Genomic DNA, 19,392 nt, shown 5'->3' with positions numbered 1-19,392 from the left:
CGCAGGGGGGTTGCACGGGGCGCCCGGCGTCGCCGCGCCGCGCCGCGCAGGCGAGGTCAGTCGGCGGTGGCCGGCTCCGGATCCGGGGTGCGCTTGAACATACGGGTGGCGGTGATCTCGCCGTGCACCACCGTCTCGCCTTCGGCGGCCGGCTGCGGCAAGCCGGGGCGCAGGTGCTCCTCCACGCTGATGTACTTCAGTCCCGCCCGCAGGTCCGCGTCGTTACGCAGCCGGATGACCAGCGGGAACTCGGCGAGTGCGGTGGTGTCGAACAGGCCCGTGGTGTAGAGCAGCTGGACGCCGAGCGCGTCCGACACCGCGCGCTGGAGCTCCAGCAGGTACGTGGCGTTGGCGCGGCCGATCGGGTTGTCGAGGAACAGCGTGCCGGCGTGCCGGTGCTTGTCGCGGCCCCGGTCGTTGCTGCGCAGGGCGGCCATCGTGCAGTACAGGGCGATGGCGGCGGTGAGCAGCTGGCCGCCGGAGAAGACGTCGCCCATCTGCCCGACGGGTACGCGCTCGGCGCGGAGCACCGCGTCGGGCTTGAGGATCTCCACCGCCACCCCCTTGGGCTGGAGGGCGGCCTGGACGCCGCGCAGCAGCAGGGACATGCCGTCGCGGCGCAGGTCCGAGTTCTTCTTCACGGCCGCTCGGGTCGCTTCGTCGATGACCTCGCCGAGCCGCTCGACGAGGGTCGCCTGATCGGGTTCCTCGAACCGGATCCGCAGGAACTCCTGGCCGGACCATTCACCGAGGCCCTCGGGGAGCCGGGACAGGCGCTGCGCCGAACGGAGCGTGGCCAGCGCGGACTCCACCAGGCCACGCAGCCGGTCGACGATCGAGTCACGGTTGCGTTCCAGCTGCGCCAGCTCGTCGGTCAGGACGCGCAGCCGGGGCGCGAAGGCGTCGGCCCACTTGGCGGCGTGCTCGGGCAGGGCCGAAGCGGGCAGTTCGCGGATCTGCTGCCGCGCGGGGGTGCGGACCTGTTCGTAGCGGGTGGAGTTGGCGTGCCGTACGAGGACGTCGCAGGCTTCCCGTACGGCGGCGTCGGCGGCCGACAGGTCGGCCGCGCAGCCGCGCAGGGAACGCCGCGTCTCGGCCGCGGACCGGCGCGCCTCCTCCAGGCTGCCCGGGTACGGCTCGGGGGTCTCCTGCTCCTCGTCGGTGTGCTCCTTGAGCAGGTCGCGGAGGAGGGCTGCCGTCTCGTCGAAGCCGCCCGCCGCGTCCTCGGAGGCGCGGTGGGCCTGGAGGAGCCGGGCGTGGGTGGCGCGGGCGGTCTCCAGCGCGTCGGTGCGGACGGCCAGTTCGGTGGTCGCGGTGCGGAGGAGGGACTGGGCGTGGTCGGCGTCGGTGGGCACCAGCTCCTCGGGCAGCTCGGTGTGCGACTCGCCGTCCACGGGGGCCAGGCGCTCGGCCTCGCCCCGCAGCCGGCCGAGCTTCTCGCTGGCCTCGGAGGCGCGGGATTCCAGCATCTGGACCAGGGACTCGGCGCGGGCGGCGGCGGCCTGGCGGGACGGGCCGTCGGCGCCGTCCGGGCTCTCCAGCAGCTGGGCGGCGCGGGTGCGGACCTTGTTGGTGAGCCGGTCCAGCTCGGCGAGGGCGGCGCTCTCGTCGCTCTCGGCGCGGGCCTGCTCGGCGCGCAGGTCGGCGCCGACGCCGACCTTCTCGTACAGCTGGGAGGCGGCGCGGTAGGCCTCGCGGAGGGCGGCGAGCGGCACGCGGGGGGCGCCTGCGTCCTCCTCCGGCAGGTTCTCCGGGGCGCCCGCGATCTCGGCCCGCTCGGCGCGCAGGGCGCGGGCGGTGCGGTGGGCGTCGTCGGCGGCGCGCTGGGCGGCGCGGCGGTCCTCGTCGGCGGCGCGGGCACGCTCCAGGCAGGTCTGGGCGCGGGCCTCGCACTCGGCGGCCTCGTCGGCCAGTTCGCGGAGCCTGGACTGCCAGCCGGCCCGCTCACGCAGCCGGAACGCCAGGCCCGCGAGGGCGTCGGCGACGCGCCGGGCCCGCTGCGCGGCTTCCTGCCGCTCGTCGCGCACCCGGGCGGAGTCGGCCGCCGCCTCGTCGGCCTCGGCCCGTACGGTGCGGGCCTCGGCGAGCGCGGCCTCGGCCCTTTCGGCGGCCACGCGCGCGGTGGCGGCGGCTTCCGCGAGTTCGGTGAGCATGCCGGGCGGGCAGTCGGCACGCCAGGAGCCGATACGGGCGGCGAGCGACCGGTCGCCGGTGAGGCGGGCCGCGAGGGTGCGGATCTCCTCGTCACGGGCGGCGGCGCGGGCACGCAGCGCCTGGCGCTCCTCGTCGGCGGCGTGCTCGTCGTGCATGGCCGGGTTCGGCGGGACGAGGAAGACGTCCGAGTCCGTGCCGGTGTCCCCCGGGACGGGCGCGAGGAGCGCGGCGGCGGTGCCCACGGCGACGGCGGAGCGCGGCAGCAGGGCGGCGCCGGCGAGGACTTCGCGGGCCCTGGCGTACGAGACGGGGTCGGTGATGACGACACCGTCGACCAGCTCGGGCCGGGCGGCGAGGACGGCCGCGTGGTCGGCGGGGTCGACCGCCTGCGCCAGGTAACGCCAGCCGGGCAGGGCGGGAATGCCCTGCTCGCCGAGGAACTCGACGGTGGCGAGGACGTCGGGGCCCGGCGGCAGGAGCCCGCCGTCACCCAGGGCACCGAGGATGCGGGAGTCGTCGGCGGCCGCGGTACGCAGCTCGAAGAGCTTGCGTTCGGCGGAGGCGATGCCCTGGTCGAGGAGGTCGCGCAGCTCGTCCGCGTACCGGTCGAACTCCTCGACGGTGAGGGGCCCTTGGGCCGCCCGTACGGGTACGGGCACCTCGTCGGCACCGGAACCGGGTTCGGAGTCGGCGTCCGCGCCCTGGCGGGGGCCCGGTACGGCCGCCCGGACGGTCGACGGCAGGCTCAGCAGCTCGGCGAGGCGTTCCTCGGCGGCGATGGACTCGGCGGCGCGGCGCTCGGCCTGGTAGGCGTTCTCGGCGGCCTGGGCGGCGTCAAAGGCGCGGGCGGCGGCCAGTTCGGCGCGGGATTCGGCGGCGGCCGCCTCGCGGGCGCGGTCGGCTGCCGCGCGGGCGGCGTCACGGGCTTCGTCCCAGGCGGCGACCGTGGTCTTCTCGGCGTCGCTGGCGGCGAGCGCGGCGCGGGCCGGGTCGGCGTCCGGGGCGGTGTCGTCGAGCCAGCCGGCCCGTACCGCTTCGGCGGTCTCCTGCTCCACCTCGGCGAGGCGCTGACGCAGGTGACCCGCCTCGCTGCGGGCGCGCTGGGCCTCGGTGGCGGCGGCGGTGGCGTCGCGGTGGGCGGTTTCGCCCGCCTCCTGGAGGGCGGCGGAGCGCTCTTCCTCCTCGCCCGCGTGGCGCTCGCCCTCCTCGGCGGCCGCGTGCAGCGCCCGTACGAGGTCGGCGGCGGCCTTCGCGCGGGCGGCGAGCGCCGGGGCGGCGTCCCGCTCGGCCTCGCGGATGGCGGCGGCCACGCGCGAGGAGCGGTCGGCGGCGGCGCGGTGCCTGAGGACCGCCTCGGCGGCCTGCCACGCGGCGTGCAGGGTGCGGGCGTCGGACAGCTCGCGACGCTGGGCGGCTGCGCCCTTCTCGGCCGCGGTCAGGGCCAGGGAGGCGTGGCGGTAGGCCAGTTCGGCGGCGATCAGGGAGGCGCGGGCGCGGGCCTGATCGGCCTCGGTGACGGTGTGGGCGGCGGCGGTGACCTGCTGGGCGAGTTCGGCGGCGCGGCCCCGCTCCTCACCGGCGCGGGCGGAGAGGCGGCGGGCGAGCGTGCGGGTGCGGCGCTCGGCCCCGGTGTGGATGTCGCGGGCACGCGCGCGCGTGTCGGCCGCTTCGACGATCCGCCCGAGGAGGTCGACCGAGCCGGCGGTGAAGTCGCGCTCGGCCGTGAGCTCGGCGCGGCGGCCGAGCTTGTTGCCGAAGCCGCTGACGAGGTCGGCCAGGCCGTCCGTGTCGCGGGTGTCGGTGACGGCACGCAGCAGCAGATCGGTGAAGTCGGAGTCCTTCTTGACCGCGAAGAGGCCGGCGGCCTCGCCCTCGTCGGCGTTCATCTCCCGCTGGTAGCGGAACAGTTCGGGGTCGAGGCCGAGATCGCCGAGGTGCTCGTTCCAGCGGTCGTGGATCTCCTCCCAGTACACCTCCAGGTGCGGATACGCCTTGCCCGCCTCCGTGAGGGCGTCGCGGAAGCCCTTCATGGTGCGGCGGCGGCCCTGGGCGCCGGAGATGCCTTCGGCGGGCGGGCGTACGGAGGTGGCTTCGGCGACGGGGAGCGAGTCGAGGCTGAGGCCCGGGCCGGGGCGGAAGGAGTACCACGCCTCGGCGAACTTGCGCGGGTCGTTGGAGACCTGCCGCCCGCGCCATTCGCTGACCTTGCCGACGACGACGAGCTCGCCGGTGAGCGTGTGCTGCCATTCCAGGGCGACATGCCCGCAGTCGTCGGCGAGCAGGAACTTGCGCAGCACACCGGAGCTGGCGCCGCCGAGGGTGTTGCGGTGGCCCGGAAGCATCACCGAGAAGATCAGCTTGAGCAGCACGGACTTGCCGCCGCCGTTCTCCAGGAAGAGCACGCCCGCGGGCGCCGGGCGGCGCGGCGGGCCGACCGGCTCCTCCTCGAAGAACTCCGCCTGGGTGGGGGCGGGGTTGGGCACGGGCGCGCCCACTCCGCGCAGGTCCAGCACGGTGTCGGCGTAGCGCGCACCGGCGGGCCCGATGGAGTAGAGGCGGACCCGGGACAACTCGTACATGTCGGCGGACTCTCAGTCGTGTGCTGTCGTGTTACGCGTGGAAGGGGAGGCCGGCGTCGGCGGCCAGCTCCAGGTCGTCGCCCTCGGGCGGCGGCAGGAGGGTGGCGGAGCCGTCGGTGACGGGGACGACACCCAACTCCAGCAGTTCGGCCATGGCGGCGCTGCCCGCCATGTCACGGACCTGGAGCTGGTAGCGGGCGGTGGTGCGGTAGGAGCCGCCGCCCTCGTCGCCGGTGCGCTGGAGGAACCCGGAATCGGTGAGGAACGCAACGGCCTTGCCGATGATGCCGGTGGTGGACCCGGCGAGCCGACGGGCGTCCTTGGTGGCACCCGTCGCGCTGCGCCGTGCGTAGATGCGCCAGGCGGCCTCCAGCCCCGGGGCGTCGGTGGCCGGGTCGGTGTTCTCCCCCTGCTCCTCGGCGCGCTCTTCCAGCCGCCGGCAGGCCTGGCGTACGAAGGCGTCGACGCCGTTGACGGTGATGCGGCCGATGTACCCGTCGTCGGCGAGGTCCTCGGGGCGCGGGAACGCCATGGCGGCGACGGCGAGGTGGGCGAGGCCGTGCAGGAAGCGGTCACCGGAGTCGGTGGAGGCGCGGCGGGCGTAGTCGCCCATGCGGACGGCGAAGACCGAGTCCTCCGCGGCGGTGACGGCCATGCCCGCGCGGGGGGACACCTCCAGGACGATGAGGCCCAGCCCGGTGGCGACGGCGTCCGCGACGCGCGCGAAGGCGGGCTCCTCGCGGTAACGCCGGAGCAGGTCGGCGTACTCGGCGTCGCGGGCGGGGAGCAGCTTGGGCTGGAGCCCGAAGGACACCAGGCGGGCCGCGTCGGCCGCGTCGGCGGGCGTGACGGCGGTGGCGCCGCCGGGCGTCACGGTGCCTGGCTGGGCCGCCTCGGGGACGTCCGGCTCGCTCCACGCGTCGGCGTGCTCGGCGTGGTGGTCGCTCACGGCTGGGGCTCCTTGGTGCGGGTTGGATCGTGAGGGGATGGGAACGTACGCGCACCCGGCATCCGGCCGGGGTAGGGCCTCGCAGGGTCGTCCCCGCAGAGGTTGGCGGCGCCGAAAGGGCTCCCCACCGGAGAGCCCGAGGCCGCCGGCCTCGAGGAGACGAGCCCGGAGGGGCCACGTCCCGCGCCCCCAGCAGTGGCCGCCGCTCGGGCACCGTGCCGGGGGGCACCGAGCACAGGCACCGCCCCGGGGCGAACCGGGAAGGGGGCGCCGCCCCGATTCCGTTGTGCCCACCCGTTCCTCCCCCAAGGACTTCGTCCAGGGAGGTACCCCCATCCGGAACGACTGCCCACAACGGGGGGCGGGCCAGGCGGGACGACTGCCCACAACGGGAGACGGCGTGCAAGGGACCCGGCGGCGGGGGTCGTCATGCCGCGTCCGTGCGGTCGGCGGCCATGCCCGCCGCGTCCAGCAGGGCGGTGCCGACGATCAGGTCGGCGCCGCCGAACTCCGGGTCGTCCAGTTCGGTGCCGTCGTCGACGGCGAACAGCAGGCGCTCCTCGCCCTGCCGGTAGGCCGTACCGACCGGAGGGCTCGCCGCGTGTATCGCCAGCAGGGCGACCAGGTAGGGCAGTTCGGGATCGCGGCGGCGGGCCTCGGCGAGCAGCCCGGAGAGGCGGCGCGGCGCGTCGTGTTCGAGGTCGAGCAGTTCCATGGCGCTCGCCAGCTGCGCCTCGCTGAACCGGCTGTCGTCGGGCGTCGCGATCAGGTCCGGTTCCGGCATTTCGGCGCCCAGGTGTTCCCGCTCCACCGGCGGGGTCATCAGCAGCTCGACCAGGTCTCCCATCCGTACCGCGCCGGGGGCGCGGAGGCCGGTGCCGTGGGCGAAGTAGGCGTCGGTGACCTTGATGGCCTGCTCCACCGGCAGCGGCAGGACCGGAGCGACCAACTGGCCGTAGAGGTCGAGTCCGGAACGGGCCGTGGGCTGGGCGAAGGCCTGCCGGTCCTGCTCGGCACGGAACAGCGGCCCCGCCTCCAGGAGCCGGGACTGGAGCTGGGTGTGGCGGCGGATGCAGTCCTTGACGATGTCGACGAGCTCGGCCGCGCGTCGCTTGTGCTCCTGGTCCTCGGCCTCGTCACGGGCTTTGCGGATGTTGGTCAGGATGGCGTTCTCGTGGCGGTACCGGTCGGCTACGTGGTCGAGTGCCTCGTCGATCATGTCGGGTACGGCGCTGAGCCAGTCGACGGCCCGGACATTGCGCCGGGTGGCCTCCAGCGTCTTGCGGAGCGTCTCCGCGTACTGCACGGTGCGGTACCGCGCCTGTTCGGCGGCGAGCTGGGCGTCGGCGAGCCTGCCCCGGCTGATCAGCACCTCCAGCTTGACCTCGGCGGCGATCTGCGCGCTGGTGACATCGGTGTCGAGGGCGCCGACGAGGACGTTGACCGCCTCGTCCGTCGTACGGAGGTAAACGGCGCCGCCGTACCCGGGGACTTCCTCGATGAGCTTGAAGTCGTAGTCACGGCGTACATAGACGCCGTCCGTGCCGAACGTGCCGTAGACGGCGCGGAAGCCGCGGTCCACGCTGCCGACGTTGATCAGGTTCTCCAGGACCCAGCGGGCCACGCGCTCGTGCTCAGCGGCGGGACGCTGCGGGGCCTGGGCCGCGACCCGGGGCAGCAGCCGGGCGACGATCTGCTCGTGGTCGGCGCCGGTGTCGAAGTCCATGTTGAGCGTGACGAGGTCGATCGCGGCGAGGGCGACCTCCGCCATGGCGTACGTCGAGTACTCCCCCGCCAGGTTCGCCTTGCGCGCGTCCAGGTCGTGCAGGGGCGCGGTGCACGCGAGCGCGCGCAGCCGCCGCGCGAGCCCTTCGTCGGCGGCCGGGCCCTGTGCGGGCCGCGGCCCCGCGCTGAGCTGGGGCGGAACGAATTCCGTCGAGGCAGGCGAAGTCACGCTGCACAGATTAGGTCCTCGCACTGACAACGGTCGAAACGGCGCAGATGGCCCGGGTGAGCCCGCATGCCGACCGGCACGCGAGAGCACTGTCAGCCGGCACGCGAGAGCACCGTCGGTCGGCACGCGACTGCACCGTCAGCCGGCACACGGGAACACCGTCAGCCGGTCGCCTCTGCCGGATCGCTCTCCACTAAGTGGGAGTGAACCTGGACCAACTGGTCACGCGAGTCGTCCAGGTAGTCCACGAGCAGCCGCTCCGCCTTCGTCCGCTCCCCCGCCCGTAGGGCGTCCAGAATCTCCCGGTTTCGGATGAGATAGGGCTCGTGCAGCGCGCGCGGGTCGTCCACCGTGTGGAAGACGAGCCGGAGTTCGGCCAGGACACCGCGCATCAGCTCGTCCATGCGGTCACTGCCGGCGAGGGCGACCAGTTCCCGGTGGAAGTGGATGTTGGCGGTGGAGACGCCCTTCCAGTCACCCTCCCGCGCGGCACGCTCGCCGTCGGTGACCGCCCGGATCAGCCCGTCCAGCGCGAACGGCGGCTTCCCCAGGTCATGCACGACGGCACGTTCGACGAGCCGCCGGGTGCGGTAGATGTCGACGACGTCGTCGACGGCGAGGACCCGCACGAACACCCCGCGGTTCAGCTCGTGGACGAGCAGCCGCTCATGCGTGAGCAGCCGGAACGCCTCGCGCAACGTGTTGCGCGACACCCCCAGCGCGCCGCCGATGCTGTCCTCCGAGAGCCGGGTGCCGGGCAGGAAGAAGCCCTCGGCGATTCGGGTGCGCAGGATGTCCGCGACCCGCTCCGCAGTGCTCGTGCGCCCGAGCAGCGCCCGGTCGTCCGCCAGACCGCCTCCTCCGCCGCTCCCGGAGCCCGTCGTCCCCACAGCACCCTCTCCTCGCCCGTCGCGTCCGTCCACGCTTCCGCCCGCTCATCGTAGAAGGAAACCAGGAAGCAAGAACGAGAGAACGAACCCCTTGTCGGATCGTTCAACAATCCCTACCTTGGGGACACCGCACAGCCCCGCTCCACCCCGATCGCTCACGCCTGCCTCCCCCTCTGCGAGGTGCAGATGAGTACGACCCGAAGCTCAAGGACTTCTCCGGCCTCCCCGGACGAACTGGCCGACGACAGGGGCGCGTTCGCCTGGCTGCGCGCCCTCGGACCGCGTGGCCGGCGTGCCTTCGGCGGCGCGTTCGGCGGCTACGCCCTGGACTCCTACGACTTCTTCACGCTGCCCCTGAGCATGGTGGCGATCTCGGCGTACTTCAGCCTGAGCAGCGGCCAGACCGGCCTGCTCACCACCGTCACCCTCGTCGTGTCGGCCATCGGCGGCATCCTCGCCGGGATCCTGGCCGACCGCATCGGCCGGGTGAAGGCACTGATGATCACGGTCATCACGTACGCGCTCTTCACCGTCCTGTGCGGCTTCGCGCCCAACTACGAGACGCTGCTGGTCTTCCGTGCCCTTCAGGGCCTCGGTTTCGGCGGCGAGTGGGCGGTCGGCGCGATCCTCGTCGCCGAGTACGCCTCCGCCAAGCACCGCGGCCGCACCCTCGGCGGGGTCCAGAGCGCCTGGGCGGCCGGCTGGGCCCTCGCGGTCATCGTCTACACGCTGGTCTTCCACTTCCTCGACCCGGACACCGCGTGGCGCGTGATGTTCTGGACGGGTGCCCTGCCGGCCCTGCTCGTGGTGTGGGTCCGCAGGAACGTCGAGGACGCGCCGCACATCGCCGAGGTGCGGGAGTCGAGCAGCGAGCGCGGCTCCTTCACGGCCATCTTCCGGCCGGGTCTGCTGCGGACGACGATGTTCGCGACGCTGCTGTCCACGGGCGTCCAGGGCGGCTACTACACGCTGGCCACCTGGGTACCGACGTACCTGAAGAGCGACCGGGGGCTGACCGTCGTCGGTACGGGCGGTTACCTCACCTTCCTGATATCCGGTGCCTTCATCGGGTACCTGACGGGTGGTTACCTCACCGACCGGCTGGGCCGGAAGCGCAACATCGTCATCTTCGCGGTCCTTTCGGCGGTGTGCATCCTCGCGTACACGAACATCCCCTCCGGGGCGAACGGCCTCGTTCTCGTCCTGGGCTTCCCCCTCGGCTTCTGCATGTCGGCCATCTTCAGCGGGTTCGGCTCGTTCCTCGCCGAGCTCTACCCGACGGCGGTGCGCGGCACGGGCCAGGGGTTCACGTACAACACCGGCCGGGCGGTCGGTGCGTTCTTCCCGACCCTCGTCGGCTTCCTCGCGGACAGCTGGGGCGTGGGCGGGGCGCTGGTCTTCGGCGCGGTCGGCTACGGCATCGCCGTACTGGCCCTGCTCGGCCTGCCCGAGACGCGCGGCCGCGAGCTCGCGTGACGCACGCGTAAGGAGACACCACCATGACCTGGGCCTCGATCGACCTCAACGCCGACCTGGGAGAGGGCTTCGGGCGCTGGCAACTGACGGACGACGAACAGCTCCTGTCGGTCGTCACCAGCGCCAATGTGGCCTGCGGCTTCCACGCTGGGGACGCGGTCACCATGCGGCGCGTCTGCGCCCTGGCCGCCGAGCGCAGGGTACGGATCGGCGCCCAGGTCTCCTACCGCGACCTCGCCGGTTTCGGACGGCGCTCCATGGACGTGCCCTACGACGAGCTGGCCGCGGAAGTGGCGTACCAGATCGGTGCCCTGGAGGTGTTCGCCAGGGCGGCCGGTGTACGGGTGTCGTACGTGAAGCCGCACGGTGCCCTCTACAACCGGGTCGTGCACGACGAGGGGCAGGCGCAGGCGGTGGTCGACGGCGTTCTGCTGACCGGTGAGCGGCTCCCGCTGCTGGGTCTGCCCGGTTCCCGGCTGCACGAGGTGGCCGAGAAGGCCGGGCTGCCGGTCGTCACCGAGGCGTTCGCCGACCGCGCGTACACCGCCGACGGCACGCTCGTGCCCCGCCGTGAGGAGGGGGCGGTCATCACCGATCCGGCGGCCGTCGTGGAACGGTCCGTGTCCATGGCCCGGTTCGGTGTCACCACCTCCCGGTGCGGGCGCTCGGTGGCCGTCCGCGCCCGGTCGCTGTGCCTGCACGGTGACACGCCCGGCGCGGTCGACCTGGCGCGCCGCGTACGGAGCCGGCTGGAGGACTCCGGTGTCCGCGTGGAGGCCTTCGTATGAGGACCCTCGCGGTGGGCGAGCGTGCCCTGCTCGTCGAGCTCGACAGCGGCGAGGAGACCGAGGCCTTCCATGCCGAGCTGCTGCGCCGCCGGGCGGCGGGCTCGCTCCCCGCCCTGACGGAGATCGTTCCGGCGGCACGGACGGTGCTGCTGGACGGCGTGGAGGAGCCCGGGCGGCTCGCCGCCCTCGTCGCCGGATGGAAGGTCGAGCCGCTCCACGCGCGCGTGGATCCCGCCGTCGACATACGCGTCCGGTACGACGGGCCCGACCTGCCGGACGTCGCCGCCCTGTGGGGTGTGACGCCGGACGAGGTCGCGCGGATCCACGCGGCGACCGAGTTCCGGGTGGCGTTCTGCGGCTTCGCGCCCGGGTTCGGCTACCTGACCGGGCTGCCGACGGCCTACGAGGTGCCCCGGCGGGCCACGCCGCGCACGGCCGTCCCGGCGGGCTCGGTGGCGATGGCCGGCCCGTACACGGGCGTGTACCCGCGTTCGTCGCCCGGCGGCTGGCAGCTGATCGGGACGACGGACGCGGTGCTGTGGGACCCCGCCCGGGAGCCCGCGGCACTGCTGGCGCCGGGCACGCGGGTGCGGTTCGTCCCGGTGGGCGTGGGGGGCCGATGACCGACCGGGCCTTCGCCGTCGTGCGGGCAGGGGCACTGACCACCGTGCAGGACCGGGGACGCCTCGGCCACGCGCACCTGGGCGTGCCGCGGTCCGGCGCCCTCGACCCGTACGCGAGCGGCCTGGTCAACCGGCTGGTCGGCAACCCGGTGGACGCGGCCGTGCTGGAGACGACGGTCAGCGGGTGCGCGGTACGGCCGCGCTGCGCGGTGACCGTCGCGGTGGGCGGCGCGCCGTGTGCCGTCACGGTGGACGGGCGGCCGGTGGCCTGGGGCACCGCGGTACGTGTCCCCGCGGGCGCCGTGCTGGAGGTGGGCGCGGCGGTGCGGGGCCTGCGCTCGTACGTGGCGTTCGCCGGGGGCGTCGCCGCCGAGCCGGTGCTGGGCAGCCGCTCCACGGACCTGCTCTCGGGGCTCGGGCCGGCGCCCCTGAGTGATGGCGCCGTGCTGCCGCTGGGCCCGGAGCCGTCGGGGCCGCCCGGACCGGACGTCGTGCCCTGGCCGGGGCCGCCCGAGGAGCTGGTGCTGCGCGTCCGGCTCGGCCCACGCCACGGCTGGTTCACCAGGGCGGCGCTCCGGACCTTCGCCACGCGCGCGTACCGGGTGTCGCCGGCGAGCAACCGCATAGGGCTGCGCACCGAAGGCCCGCCCCTGGAGCGTGCCGTGCGGGGTGAGCTGCCCAGCGAGGGCATGGTCCTGGGCGCGGTCCAGGTGCCGCCGGACGGGCGCCCGGTGGTGTTCCTCGCGGACCATCCCACGACCGGCGGATATCCGGTGGTGGCCGTGGTCCGGGAGCGGGATCTGGCGGCGGCCGCCCAGGCGGTACCGGGGACGCCCGTCCGGTTCATTCCCGTCCGGTAGGCGCGCCGTAGCCGCCGCCCCCGGGGGTCGAGACGACCAGGACGTCCCCCGGATCGACGTCCACCACGTCCACGCCCTCCAGCCTTCGGGCGGTGCCGTCGGCGCGCTCCACCGCGTTCTCACCGAGCGCTCCGGGAGCGCCGCCCGCCATGCCGTACGGGGGGATCCTCCGGTGTCCGGTGAGGAGGGCCACCGTCATGGGCTCCAGGAAGCGGATGCGCCGTACGACGCCGTCGCCGCCCCGCCAGCGGCCGCGCCCTCCGCTGCCGCCGCGTACCGCGAAGGCGTCCACGCGGACCGGGTAGCGCCACTCCAGGATCTCGGGGTCGGTGAGCCGGGAGTTGGTCATATGGGTCTGTACGGCGTCGGCGCCGTCGAAGCCGTCCCCGGCGCCCGAGCCGCTCGCCACGGTCTCGTAGTACTGGACCCGGTCGTTGCCGAAGGTGACGTTGTTCATGGTGCCCGAGCCCTCCGCCTGGACGCCCAGCGCGGCGTAGAGGGCCCCGGTCACGGCCTGCGAGGTCTCGACGTTGCCCGCGACCGTCGCCGCCGGGTAGGCGGGGGCGAGCATGGAGCCTTCCGGTACGCGTACGTCCAGCGGCTCCAGGCAACCGCTGTTGAGCGGGATGTCGTCGTCGACGAGGGTCCGGAACACGTAGAGGACGGCCGCCATGACCACCGACGTGGGCGCGTTGACGTTCCCGGGCTGCTGCGGTGAGGTGCCGGTGAAGTCGAGGACGGCACCGCGGCGTTCCCGGTCGACACGCACGGCCACCTGGATGACCGCGCCGCCGTCCGTCTCGTACCGGTAGGAGCCGTCGTGGAGGGTGGCGACGATCCGGCGCACGGACTCCTCGGCGTTGTTCCGTACGTGCCGCATATAGGCGTGGACGACGTCGAGGCCGAACTGGTCCACCATGTGGCGCAGTTCCTCGATGCCCTTCTCGTTGGCGGCGATCTGGGCGCGCAGGTCGGCGAGGTTGGTGCCGGGGTCCCGGGACGGGTACGGGGCCTCCGTGAGCAGCCTCCTGGTCTCGGCCTCCCGCAGCCGCCCGTCGCGTACGAGCAGCCAGTTGTCGAAGAGGACGCCCTCCTCGTGGATGCTGCGGCTGAAGGCGGGCATGGAGCCGGGGGTGATGCCGCCGATCTCGGCGTGGTGCCCGCGTGAGGCGACGAGGAAGCGGAGGTCGCCGGAAGGGCCGAAGACGGGTGTCACGACCGTGACATCGGGAAGATGGGTCCCGCCGTGGTACGGGTCGTTGATCGCGTACACGTCCCCCGGGCGCATGGTCCCCTCGTTGCGCCGCAACACCTCCTTGATGGACTCCCCCATGGAGCCGAGGTGGACGGGGATGTGGGGTGCGTTGGCGATCAGGTTGCCTTCCGCGTCGAAGAGGGCGCAGGAGAAGTCGAGCCGTTCCTTGATGTTGACCGAGTGGGCGGTGTTCTCCAGCCGTACGCCCATCTGCTCGGCGATCGCCATGAAGAGGTTGTTGAAGACCTCCAGGAGGACCGGGTCGACGTCCGTGCCGACGGCACTGCGGCTCGGCCTGGGCCGTACCCGGGTCAGCAGCAGGTGTCCGGTACCGGCCGCGGCGGCCTGCCATCCGTCGTCGACGACGGTCGTGGCGTCGGCCTCGGCGATGACCGCCGGCCCCGGCACCGTGTCGGAGGGACGACGGAGGTCCTCCCTCCGGTACAGCGGGGTGTCCCTCCGCTCGCCGTCCACGAACATGGTCACGGTCGCGCGGGGCCGCAACGGGTCCTCTCTTGGCGGCTGTTCGGCGTCGGCGGGGCCGTGGGGTCCGGCCCGGCCCACCGCCTCGACCGATACGGCTTCCACGACCAGGGGCTTGTCCATGGTGAAGGCGTACCGCGCGCGGTGTGCCTCCGTGAACGCCTCCGTCATCGCCTCGGTGGAGCCGAGCGGTACGGGCAGGCTCGCGTCCGTGCCCGCGTAGCGGATCAGCACGCGTGCGTGGGTGCTGATCGCCTCGTCGGGCAGCCCGTCGGCGCGCAGTTCGCCGCGGGTGCGTTCGGCGAGCCGGTCGCAGAGGTCCTCCACGCGCGCGTGGAGGGGTTCGTCGAGTTCCGCCTCGACGGACTGTTCCCGCATGGCGGTGGCGTCGGCGAGCCCGATGCCGTACGCGGAGAGCACCCCGGCCAGCGGCGGCACCAGGACCGTGTCGACCCCGAGGGCGTCGGCCACCGCGCACGCGTGCTGGCCGCCGGCGCCGCCGAAGCTGGTCAGGACGTAGCGGGTGATGTCGTGGCCGCGCTGTACGGAGATCTTCTTGACGGCGTTCGCCATGTTCAGGACGGCGATCTCCAGGAAACCGGCGGCGACTTCCTCCGGAGTACGGGCCGTACCGGTGTGCCGCCGCACCTCCGCCGCGAGGGCGGTGAAGCGGATGCGCACCACCTCCGCGTCGAGCGGCTGGTCCCCTTCCGGTCCGAAGACGGCGGGGAAGTGCTCCGGCTGTACGCGGCCGAGCATCACATTGGCGTCGGTCACCGTCAGCGGACCGCCGCGACGGTAACAGGCGGGCCCCGGGTCCGCGCCGGCCGAGTCGGGCCCGACCCGGTAGCGCTGTCCGTCGAAGTGGAGGACCGACCCGCCGCCCGCCGCGACGGTGTGGATGTTCATCATCGGCGCGCGCATCCGCACGCCCGCCACCTGGGTGCCCAGCTCCCGTTCGAACTCGCCCGCGTAGTGCGACACGTCGGTGGACGTGCCGCCCATGTCGAAGCCGATCACCCGCCCGCAGCCGGCCTGCTCCGACGTACGCGCCATGCCGACGACCCCGCCCGCCGGGCCGGACAGTACGGCGTCCTTGCCGCGGAAGTGGGCCGCCTCGCGCAGTCCGCCGTTGGACTGCATGAACATCAGGCGCACCCCGGCGAGTTCGCGGGCGACCTCGTCGACGTACCGCCGCAGGATCGGGGAGAGATACGCGTCGACGACGGTGGTGTCGCCGCGCGGCACCAGCTTGATCAGCGGACTGACCTCGTGCGAGCAGCTGACTTGTGTGAACCCGGCCACGCGGGCGGCCTCGGCGACGCGCAGTTCGTGGTCGGGGTTGCGGTAGCCGTGCATGAGGACGACCGCGGCACTGCGGAAACCGTCGCCATGGGCGGCCTTCAGACGCTCCCCCACGGCGACCGGGTCGAGCGGCCGGACGACGGTGCCATGGGCGTCGACGCGCTCGGGCACCTCGACGACCCGGTCGTACACCGCTTCCGGGAGCAGGATGCGGCGGTCGAAGATCCGCGGCCGGTTCTGGTAGGCGATGCGGAGCGCGTCGCGGAAGCCTTCGGTGATGACCAGGACGGTCGGCTCCCCGCGCCGCTCCAGCAGCGCGTTGGTGGCGACGGTGGTCCCCATCTTCACGGAGGCGATCCGGTCCGCCGGTACGGGTTCGTCCGGCGCGAGCCCGAGGAGGAGCCGGATGCCGGCGACGGCCGCGTCCCGGTACCGGGCGGGGTCGTGGGAGAGCAGCTTGCGGGTGACCAGGCGCCCGTCGGGCCGACGGGCCACCACGTCGGTGAAGGTCCCGCCACGGTCGATCCAGAACTCCCAGCGCCCTGTCATTCCCCCATTCTGGCAAGCGGAGCCTCGACGGCCACTGCTGCGGACACGGCGGCGAGGGCGGCCGACAGGGCGTGTTCGGCGCGCAGGTCGAGCCGTGCGCAGGTGCCTCCCGCCCAGTGCCGTACCTCCGCTGCCGCCAGCCGGAGCAACTGGGGCAGCAGGTCGTGGCACCGCCGCACCACCCAGCCGGTCCCGGCCGTGGCCAGCCACAGCAGCGTGCCGGCGCGGGTGTGCGGGGGCTGCTGGGGCTCACGGGCGGGCGCGGCACCGCTCGCCAGGCCGTGTTCGGCGAGCAGGGCGTGGAACCGGGCGGCGATCGTCCGGTGCCCGCGCTCTCCGGGGTGGAGCCGGTCGGCGCTCCACAGGCTGCGGTCGGTGACCCAGGCGGTGTCCGCCATGTGCAGGTGGACGGCGTCGTAAGGGGCGGACAGGGCGTGCACGACGGCGTTGACCTGCCGCTGGCGGCGTGCGAGGGGCCGCGCGAGCGGCGGGGGCAGGCCCAGCATGGCGCCCGGATCGGGCAGGCAGGCCGTCAGGAGTACGGCGCCCCGGGCGGAGAGCCGCGCGCAGACCCGGTCCAGGGTCAGGGCCAGCTCGGCGATGTCGAAAGTGCGGCGCAGGGTGTCGTTGACGCCGACGACGACGGAGACGAGGTCGGGGCGGTACGCGAGTGCCCGGGGCAGCTGGTGTTCGGCGACGTCCCGGGCCAGGGCGCCGCTGACGGCGAAGTTCCGGAACTCCACGGCGCCGTTCCCCTCGGCCGCCTCGTCCACGAGCCCGCCCGCGAGCAGCGCGGCCCACCCGCGCAGCCCACCGCCGACGGGGTCGCCGACCCCCGCGGTCAGCGAGTCCCCGAGCGCCGCGAACCGCCGCACGGGCGGCGCGTCCGCCATGTGCCCGGGCGTACCGGGCGGGCCGGGTCTGCGGACCTGGCCGGAAACCGGCGCCACGCGCGCGTGGCGCGTTCGCCGCGGCGGGGCACCGGAGGCGGGGTCCCCGGGCCCGACGGGCGTGAGGCCCGCCGGCGCGACCACCACCCGGCCGTCCGGTGCGACCACCTCCCTGCCCCCGTGCGCGACCACCACCCGGCCCTCGGGCGCGTCGAGCGCCGGGACCGGTGGGGCGGTCATGCCGGGACCTCCGGGCCGGGGTTCGGGTCGCGGGTGCGGGCCGGGTGTACGGGGGCGTCATGGGCCGCGAGGAACGCCGCCACCGCCCGGTCCCATCCGAAGAGTTCCGCCCGGGCACGGGCCGCGTCGCGGCGGCGGGCCTCCGGGCGGGCCAGGAGGCGGGTGACGGCGTCGGCGAACGCGGCCGGGGTGTCCTGGGCGGCCGCGCCCGCGTCGCCGATGACCTCGGGGAGCGCGGAAGTCGCGCTGGCGACGACCGGGGTGCCGCAGGCGAGCGCCTCCAGGGCGGACAGCCCGAACGTCTCCGCCGGGCCGGGCGCCAGGCAGAGGTCCGCCGAGGCCTGGAGGACGGCCACCTCCTCACGGTCCGGTACGTGTCCGAGGAACCGGACGCCGAGCCCCCGCGACCGTCGCTCCAGGCCGTCGCGCGACGGCCCGTCCCCGACGACCACCAGGGCCGCCCGGACGCCGCGTGCGCGCAGTTCCGCGAGGGTGTCCAGGGCCGTGCCGGGCCGCTTCTCGACCGACAGCCGTGAGCAGAGCAGGAGCAGTACGTCGGCGTCGGGCGCGTACCGGGCGCGAAGGGAGGTGCTGCGCCGCTCCGGCCGGAACCGGCGCAGGTCGACACCGAGGGGCGCCCGCACCACATTGCGCGCCCCGATCCGCACGAACTCGCGCTCCGCCCACTCGGTGGTGCACACGATCCGGGTGTACGCCCACGCGCTGCGGCGGTTGAGCCGGTCGGCGGTCCGCGAGGCGAGGGCGGCCGGCGTTCCCCACGTACGCAGGACACCGTCCGCCGTCTCGTGGGAGACCATCACGGCGGGCACTCTGGCGCGCCGGGCCCACTCGCCGGTCCACCGCAGTGTGGTCCGGTCGGCGACCTCCAGGCGGTCGGGGGCGAGCTCCTCCAGCAGCTGCCGCAGCCGGTGCCGGCCGGCCAGGACGCGATAGCCGCCGGTGCCGGGCAAGAGAGGTCCGGGCAGGGTGATGACGCGGCCCTGGGGCGTGACGCGGTCGCTCCCGTCCTCCCCCGGCGCCACCAGAACGGGTTCGTGACCGGCGGCACGATAACCGCGGCCGAGCTCGTCGAGTGCGGTGCGCAGTCCGCCCGAGAAGGGGGTGACGAAGTTCGCCAGCCGTACGATGCGCAGGCTCATGCCGCCACCGCCGTCCGCTCGCGCAGCACCTCGGCATAGTGGTCGATGAGCTGGTCCCCGACGGCCGCCCAGGTCCTGTCCTCGACCGCGGCCCGCCCGGCCCGTCCGTACGCCGCGCGCAGAGCGGGATCTGCGGCCAGGGTCGTGACGGCGGTACGGAGGGCGTCCGAGTCGTGCGGGGTGACCAGGAGGCCGGTACGGCCGTGGCCGACCAGGTCCAGGGGGCCGCCCGCGGCCGGGGCGATCACCGGGACGCCGCTGGCCATGGCCTCCTGGACGGTCTGGCAGAACGTCTCATGAGGACCCGTGTGCGCGAACACGTCCAGGGAGGCGAAAATCCGGGCCAGTTCGCCGCCCGTACGGCGGCCCAGGAAGACGGCGCCGGGGAGGGCGGCCCGCAGCGCGCCCTCGCTCGGCCCGTCGCCGACGACGACCACGCGTACGCCCGGCAGGCCGCACGCCCCGGCCAGGAGCTCCACCCGCTTCTCGGGCGCGAGGCGCCCCACGTACCCGACGAGCAGTTCACCGCCGGGCGCCAGCTCACGCCGGAGCGCCGCGTCCCGCAGCTCGGGCCGGAACCGCAGGGTGTCGACGCCGCGCGGCCAGAGCCGTACTCGCGCCACGCCGTGCCGTTCCAGGTCCCTGACGGCGGCCGTGGACGGGGCGAGGGTCCGGTCGGCGGCGCCGTGCACGGCGCGCAGCCGCCGCCAGGCGGCGCCCTCGCCCGCGCCCACGTAGGTGCGGGCGTAGCCGGCGAGGTCGGTCTGGTAGACCGCGACGGCGGGCAGGCCGAGCCGCGCGGCGGCCGCCATGCCGCGTACGCCGAGGACGAAGGGGCTCGCGAGGTGGACGAGGTCCGCCCGGTGTGCCGCGATCGCGGCGGCCACCCGCCTGCTGGGCAGCGCCACCCGGACCTGCGGATAGCCGGGCAGCGGCAGGGACGGGACGCGTACGACCCGGCAGGGGGCGTCCGCGTCCGGGGAGGCCGCAGGCGCTCGGGAGCCGGCGGAGGCTCCGGAGACGGCGGAGGCTCCCGGGGCAGCCCCAGCGGCTGCGGGAACGGCGGGGGCTATGACGAGCGGGTCATGGCCGCGCACGGCGAGATGCCGGGCGGTCTGCAGGGCGCAGTGCGCCACACCGTTGATGTCGGGAGGGAAGGACTCGGTGACGATGACGACACGCATACGGGTGTTGTCGTCGTGCCCGGCGTGGCTCCGCCGACTTGGATCTTTCCGTG

General features: G+C 74.4%; 12 protein-coding genes. 4 read left to right on the top strand and 8 right to left on the bottom strand.

Annotated elements, in window-relative coordinates; genetic code table 11:
* Positions 1-56: 56 nt before the first annotated feature.
* The 4 genes from ABT360_RS16175 to ABT360_RS16160 form a co-directional block, all read right to left on the bottom strand.
* The gene (locus ABT360_RS16175) at positions 57-4,733 is read right to left on the bottom strand and encodes a hypothetical protein (protein WP_351815773.1); all 4,677 of its coding nucleotides are present in this window, start codon (positions 4,731-4,733) and stop codon (positions 57-59) included.
* A gap of 31 nt (positions 4,734-4,764) precedes the next feature.
* Positions 4,765-5,682: a hypothetical protein gene (locus ABT360_RS16170; protein WP_351815770.1), complete on the bottom strand. Its 918-nt coding sequence runs from the start codon at positions 5,680-5,682 to the stop codon at positions 4,765-4,767.
* A gap of 427 nt (positions 5,683-6,109) precedes the next feature.
* The gene (locus ABT360_RS16165; protein ID WP_351815767.1) at positions 6,110-7,636 is read right to left on the bottom strand and encodes a hypothetical protein; all 1,527 of its coding nucleotides are present in this window, start codon (positions 7,634-7,636) and stop codon (positions 6,110-6,112) included.
* 161 nt (positions 7,637-7,797) lie between these two features.
* The gene (locus ABT360_RS16160) at positions 7,798-8,526 is read right to left on the bottom strand and encodes a GntR family transcriptional regulator (RefSeq protein WP_351815764.1); all 729 of its coding nucleotides are present in this window, start codon (positions 8,524-8,526) and stop codon (positions 7,798-7,800) included.
* Between the two features lie 186 nt (positions 8,527-8,712).
* On the opposite strand from ABT360_RS16160, the gene ABT360_RS16155 reads away from it, so the two are divergent.
* Genes ABT360_RS16155 through ABT360_RS16140 form a run of 4 tightly spaced genes read left to right on the top strand, consistent with a single transcriptional unit; the run spans position 8,713 to position 12,273 of the window.
* The gene (locus tag ABT360_RS16155; RefSeq protein WP_351815761.1) at positions 8,713-10,002 is read left to right on the top strand and encodes an MFS transporter; all 1,290 of its coding nucleotides are present in this window, start codon (positions 8,713-8,715) and stop codon (positions 10,000-10,002) included.
* Between the two features lie 23 nt (positions 10,003-10,025).
* Entirely contained in the window at positions 10,026-10,790 is a 765-nt protein-coding gene (locus tag ABT360_RS16150) for a LamB/YcsF family protein (RefSeq protein ID WP_351815759.1), read from the top strand.
* Positions 10,787-11,413 carry a 5-oxoprolinase subunit B family protein gene (locus ABT360_RS16145; protein ID WP_351815756.1) on the top strand — a complete coding sequence of 209 codons (627 nt, stop codon included), beginning with the start codon at positions 10,787-10,789 and terminating at the stop codon, positions 11,411-11,413. The genes ABT360_RS16150 and ABT360_RS16145 overlap by 4 nt, the downstream gene beginning before the upstream one ends.
* Positions 11,410-12,273 carry a biotin-dependent carboxyltransferase family protein gene (locus ABT360_RS16140; RefSeq protein ID WP_351815753.1) on the top strand — a complete coding sequence of 288 codons (864 nt, stop codon included), beginning with the start codon at positions 11,410-11,412 and terminating at the stop codon, positions 12,271-12,273. Before ABT360_RS16145 ends, ABT360_RS16140 begins: the two co-directional genes overlap by 4 nt.
* On the opposite strand, the gene ABT360_RS16135 is transcribed toward ABT360_RS16140, so the two are convergent.
* From ABT360_RS16135 to ABT360_RS16120, 4 genes are read right to left on the bottom strand one after another with little or no spacing between them, the layout of a single operon-like run.
* On the bottom strand, positions 12,257-15,865 hold the full coding sequence (locus tag ABT360_RS16135; RefSeq protein ID WP_351815750.1) for a hydantoinase B/oxoprolinase family protein: 3,609 nt from the start codon (positions 15,863-15,865) through the stop codon (positions 12,257-12,259). The genes ABT360_RS16140 and ABT360_RS16135 overlap by 17 nt on opposite strands.
* A complete protein-coding gene (locus ABT360_RS16130; RefSeq protein WP_351815747.1) occupies positions 15,862-16,995 on the bottom strand; it encodes an SGNH/GDSL hydrolase family protein in 1,134 nt (377 codons plus the stop codon). Before ABT360_RS16130 ends, ABT360_RS16135 begins: the two co-directional genes overlap by 4 nt.
* Positions 16,992-18,155, bottom strand: a complete 1,164-nt coding sequence (locus ABT360_RS16125; protein WP_351815745.1) for a glycosyltransferase — start codon at positions 18,153-18,155, stop codon at positions 16,992-16,994. The genes ABT360_RS16130 and ABT360_RS16125 overlap by 4 nt, the downstream gene beginning before the upstream one ends.
* Complete coding sequence (locus ABT360_RS16120) at positions 18,152-19,339, bottom strand: glycosyltransferase family 4 protein (RefSeq protein WP_351815742.1); 1,188 nt, start codon at positions 19,337-19,339, stop codon at positions 18,152-18,154. Before ABT360_RS16120 ends, ABT360_RS16125 begins: the two co-directional genes overlap by 4 nt.
* Positions 19,340-19,392: the final 53 nt, after the last annotated feature.

Source organism: Streptomyces sp. NPDC000229 (assembly GCF_040300825.1).
Lineage (GTDB): Bacteria > Actinomycetota > Actinomycetes > Streptomycetales > Streptomycetaceae > Streptomyces.
This window is presented reverse-complemented; position numbering and strand designations above follow the sequence as displayed.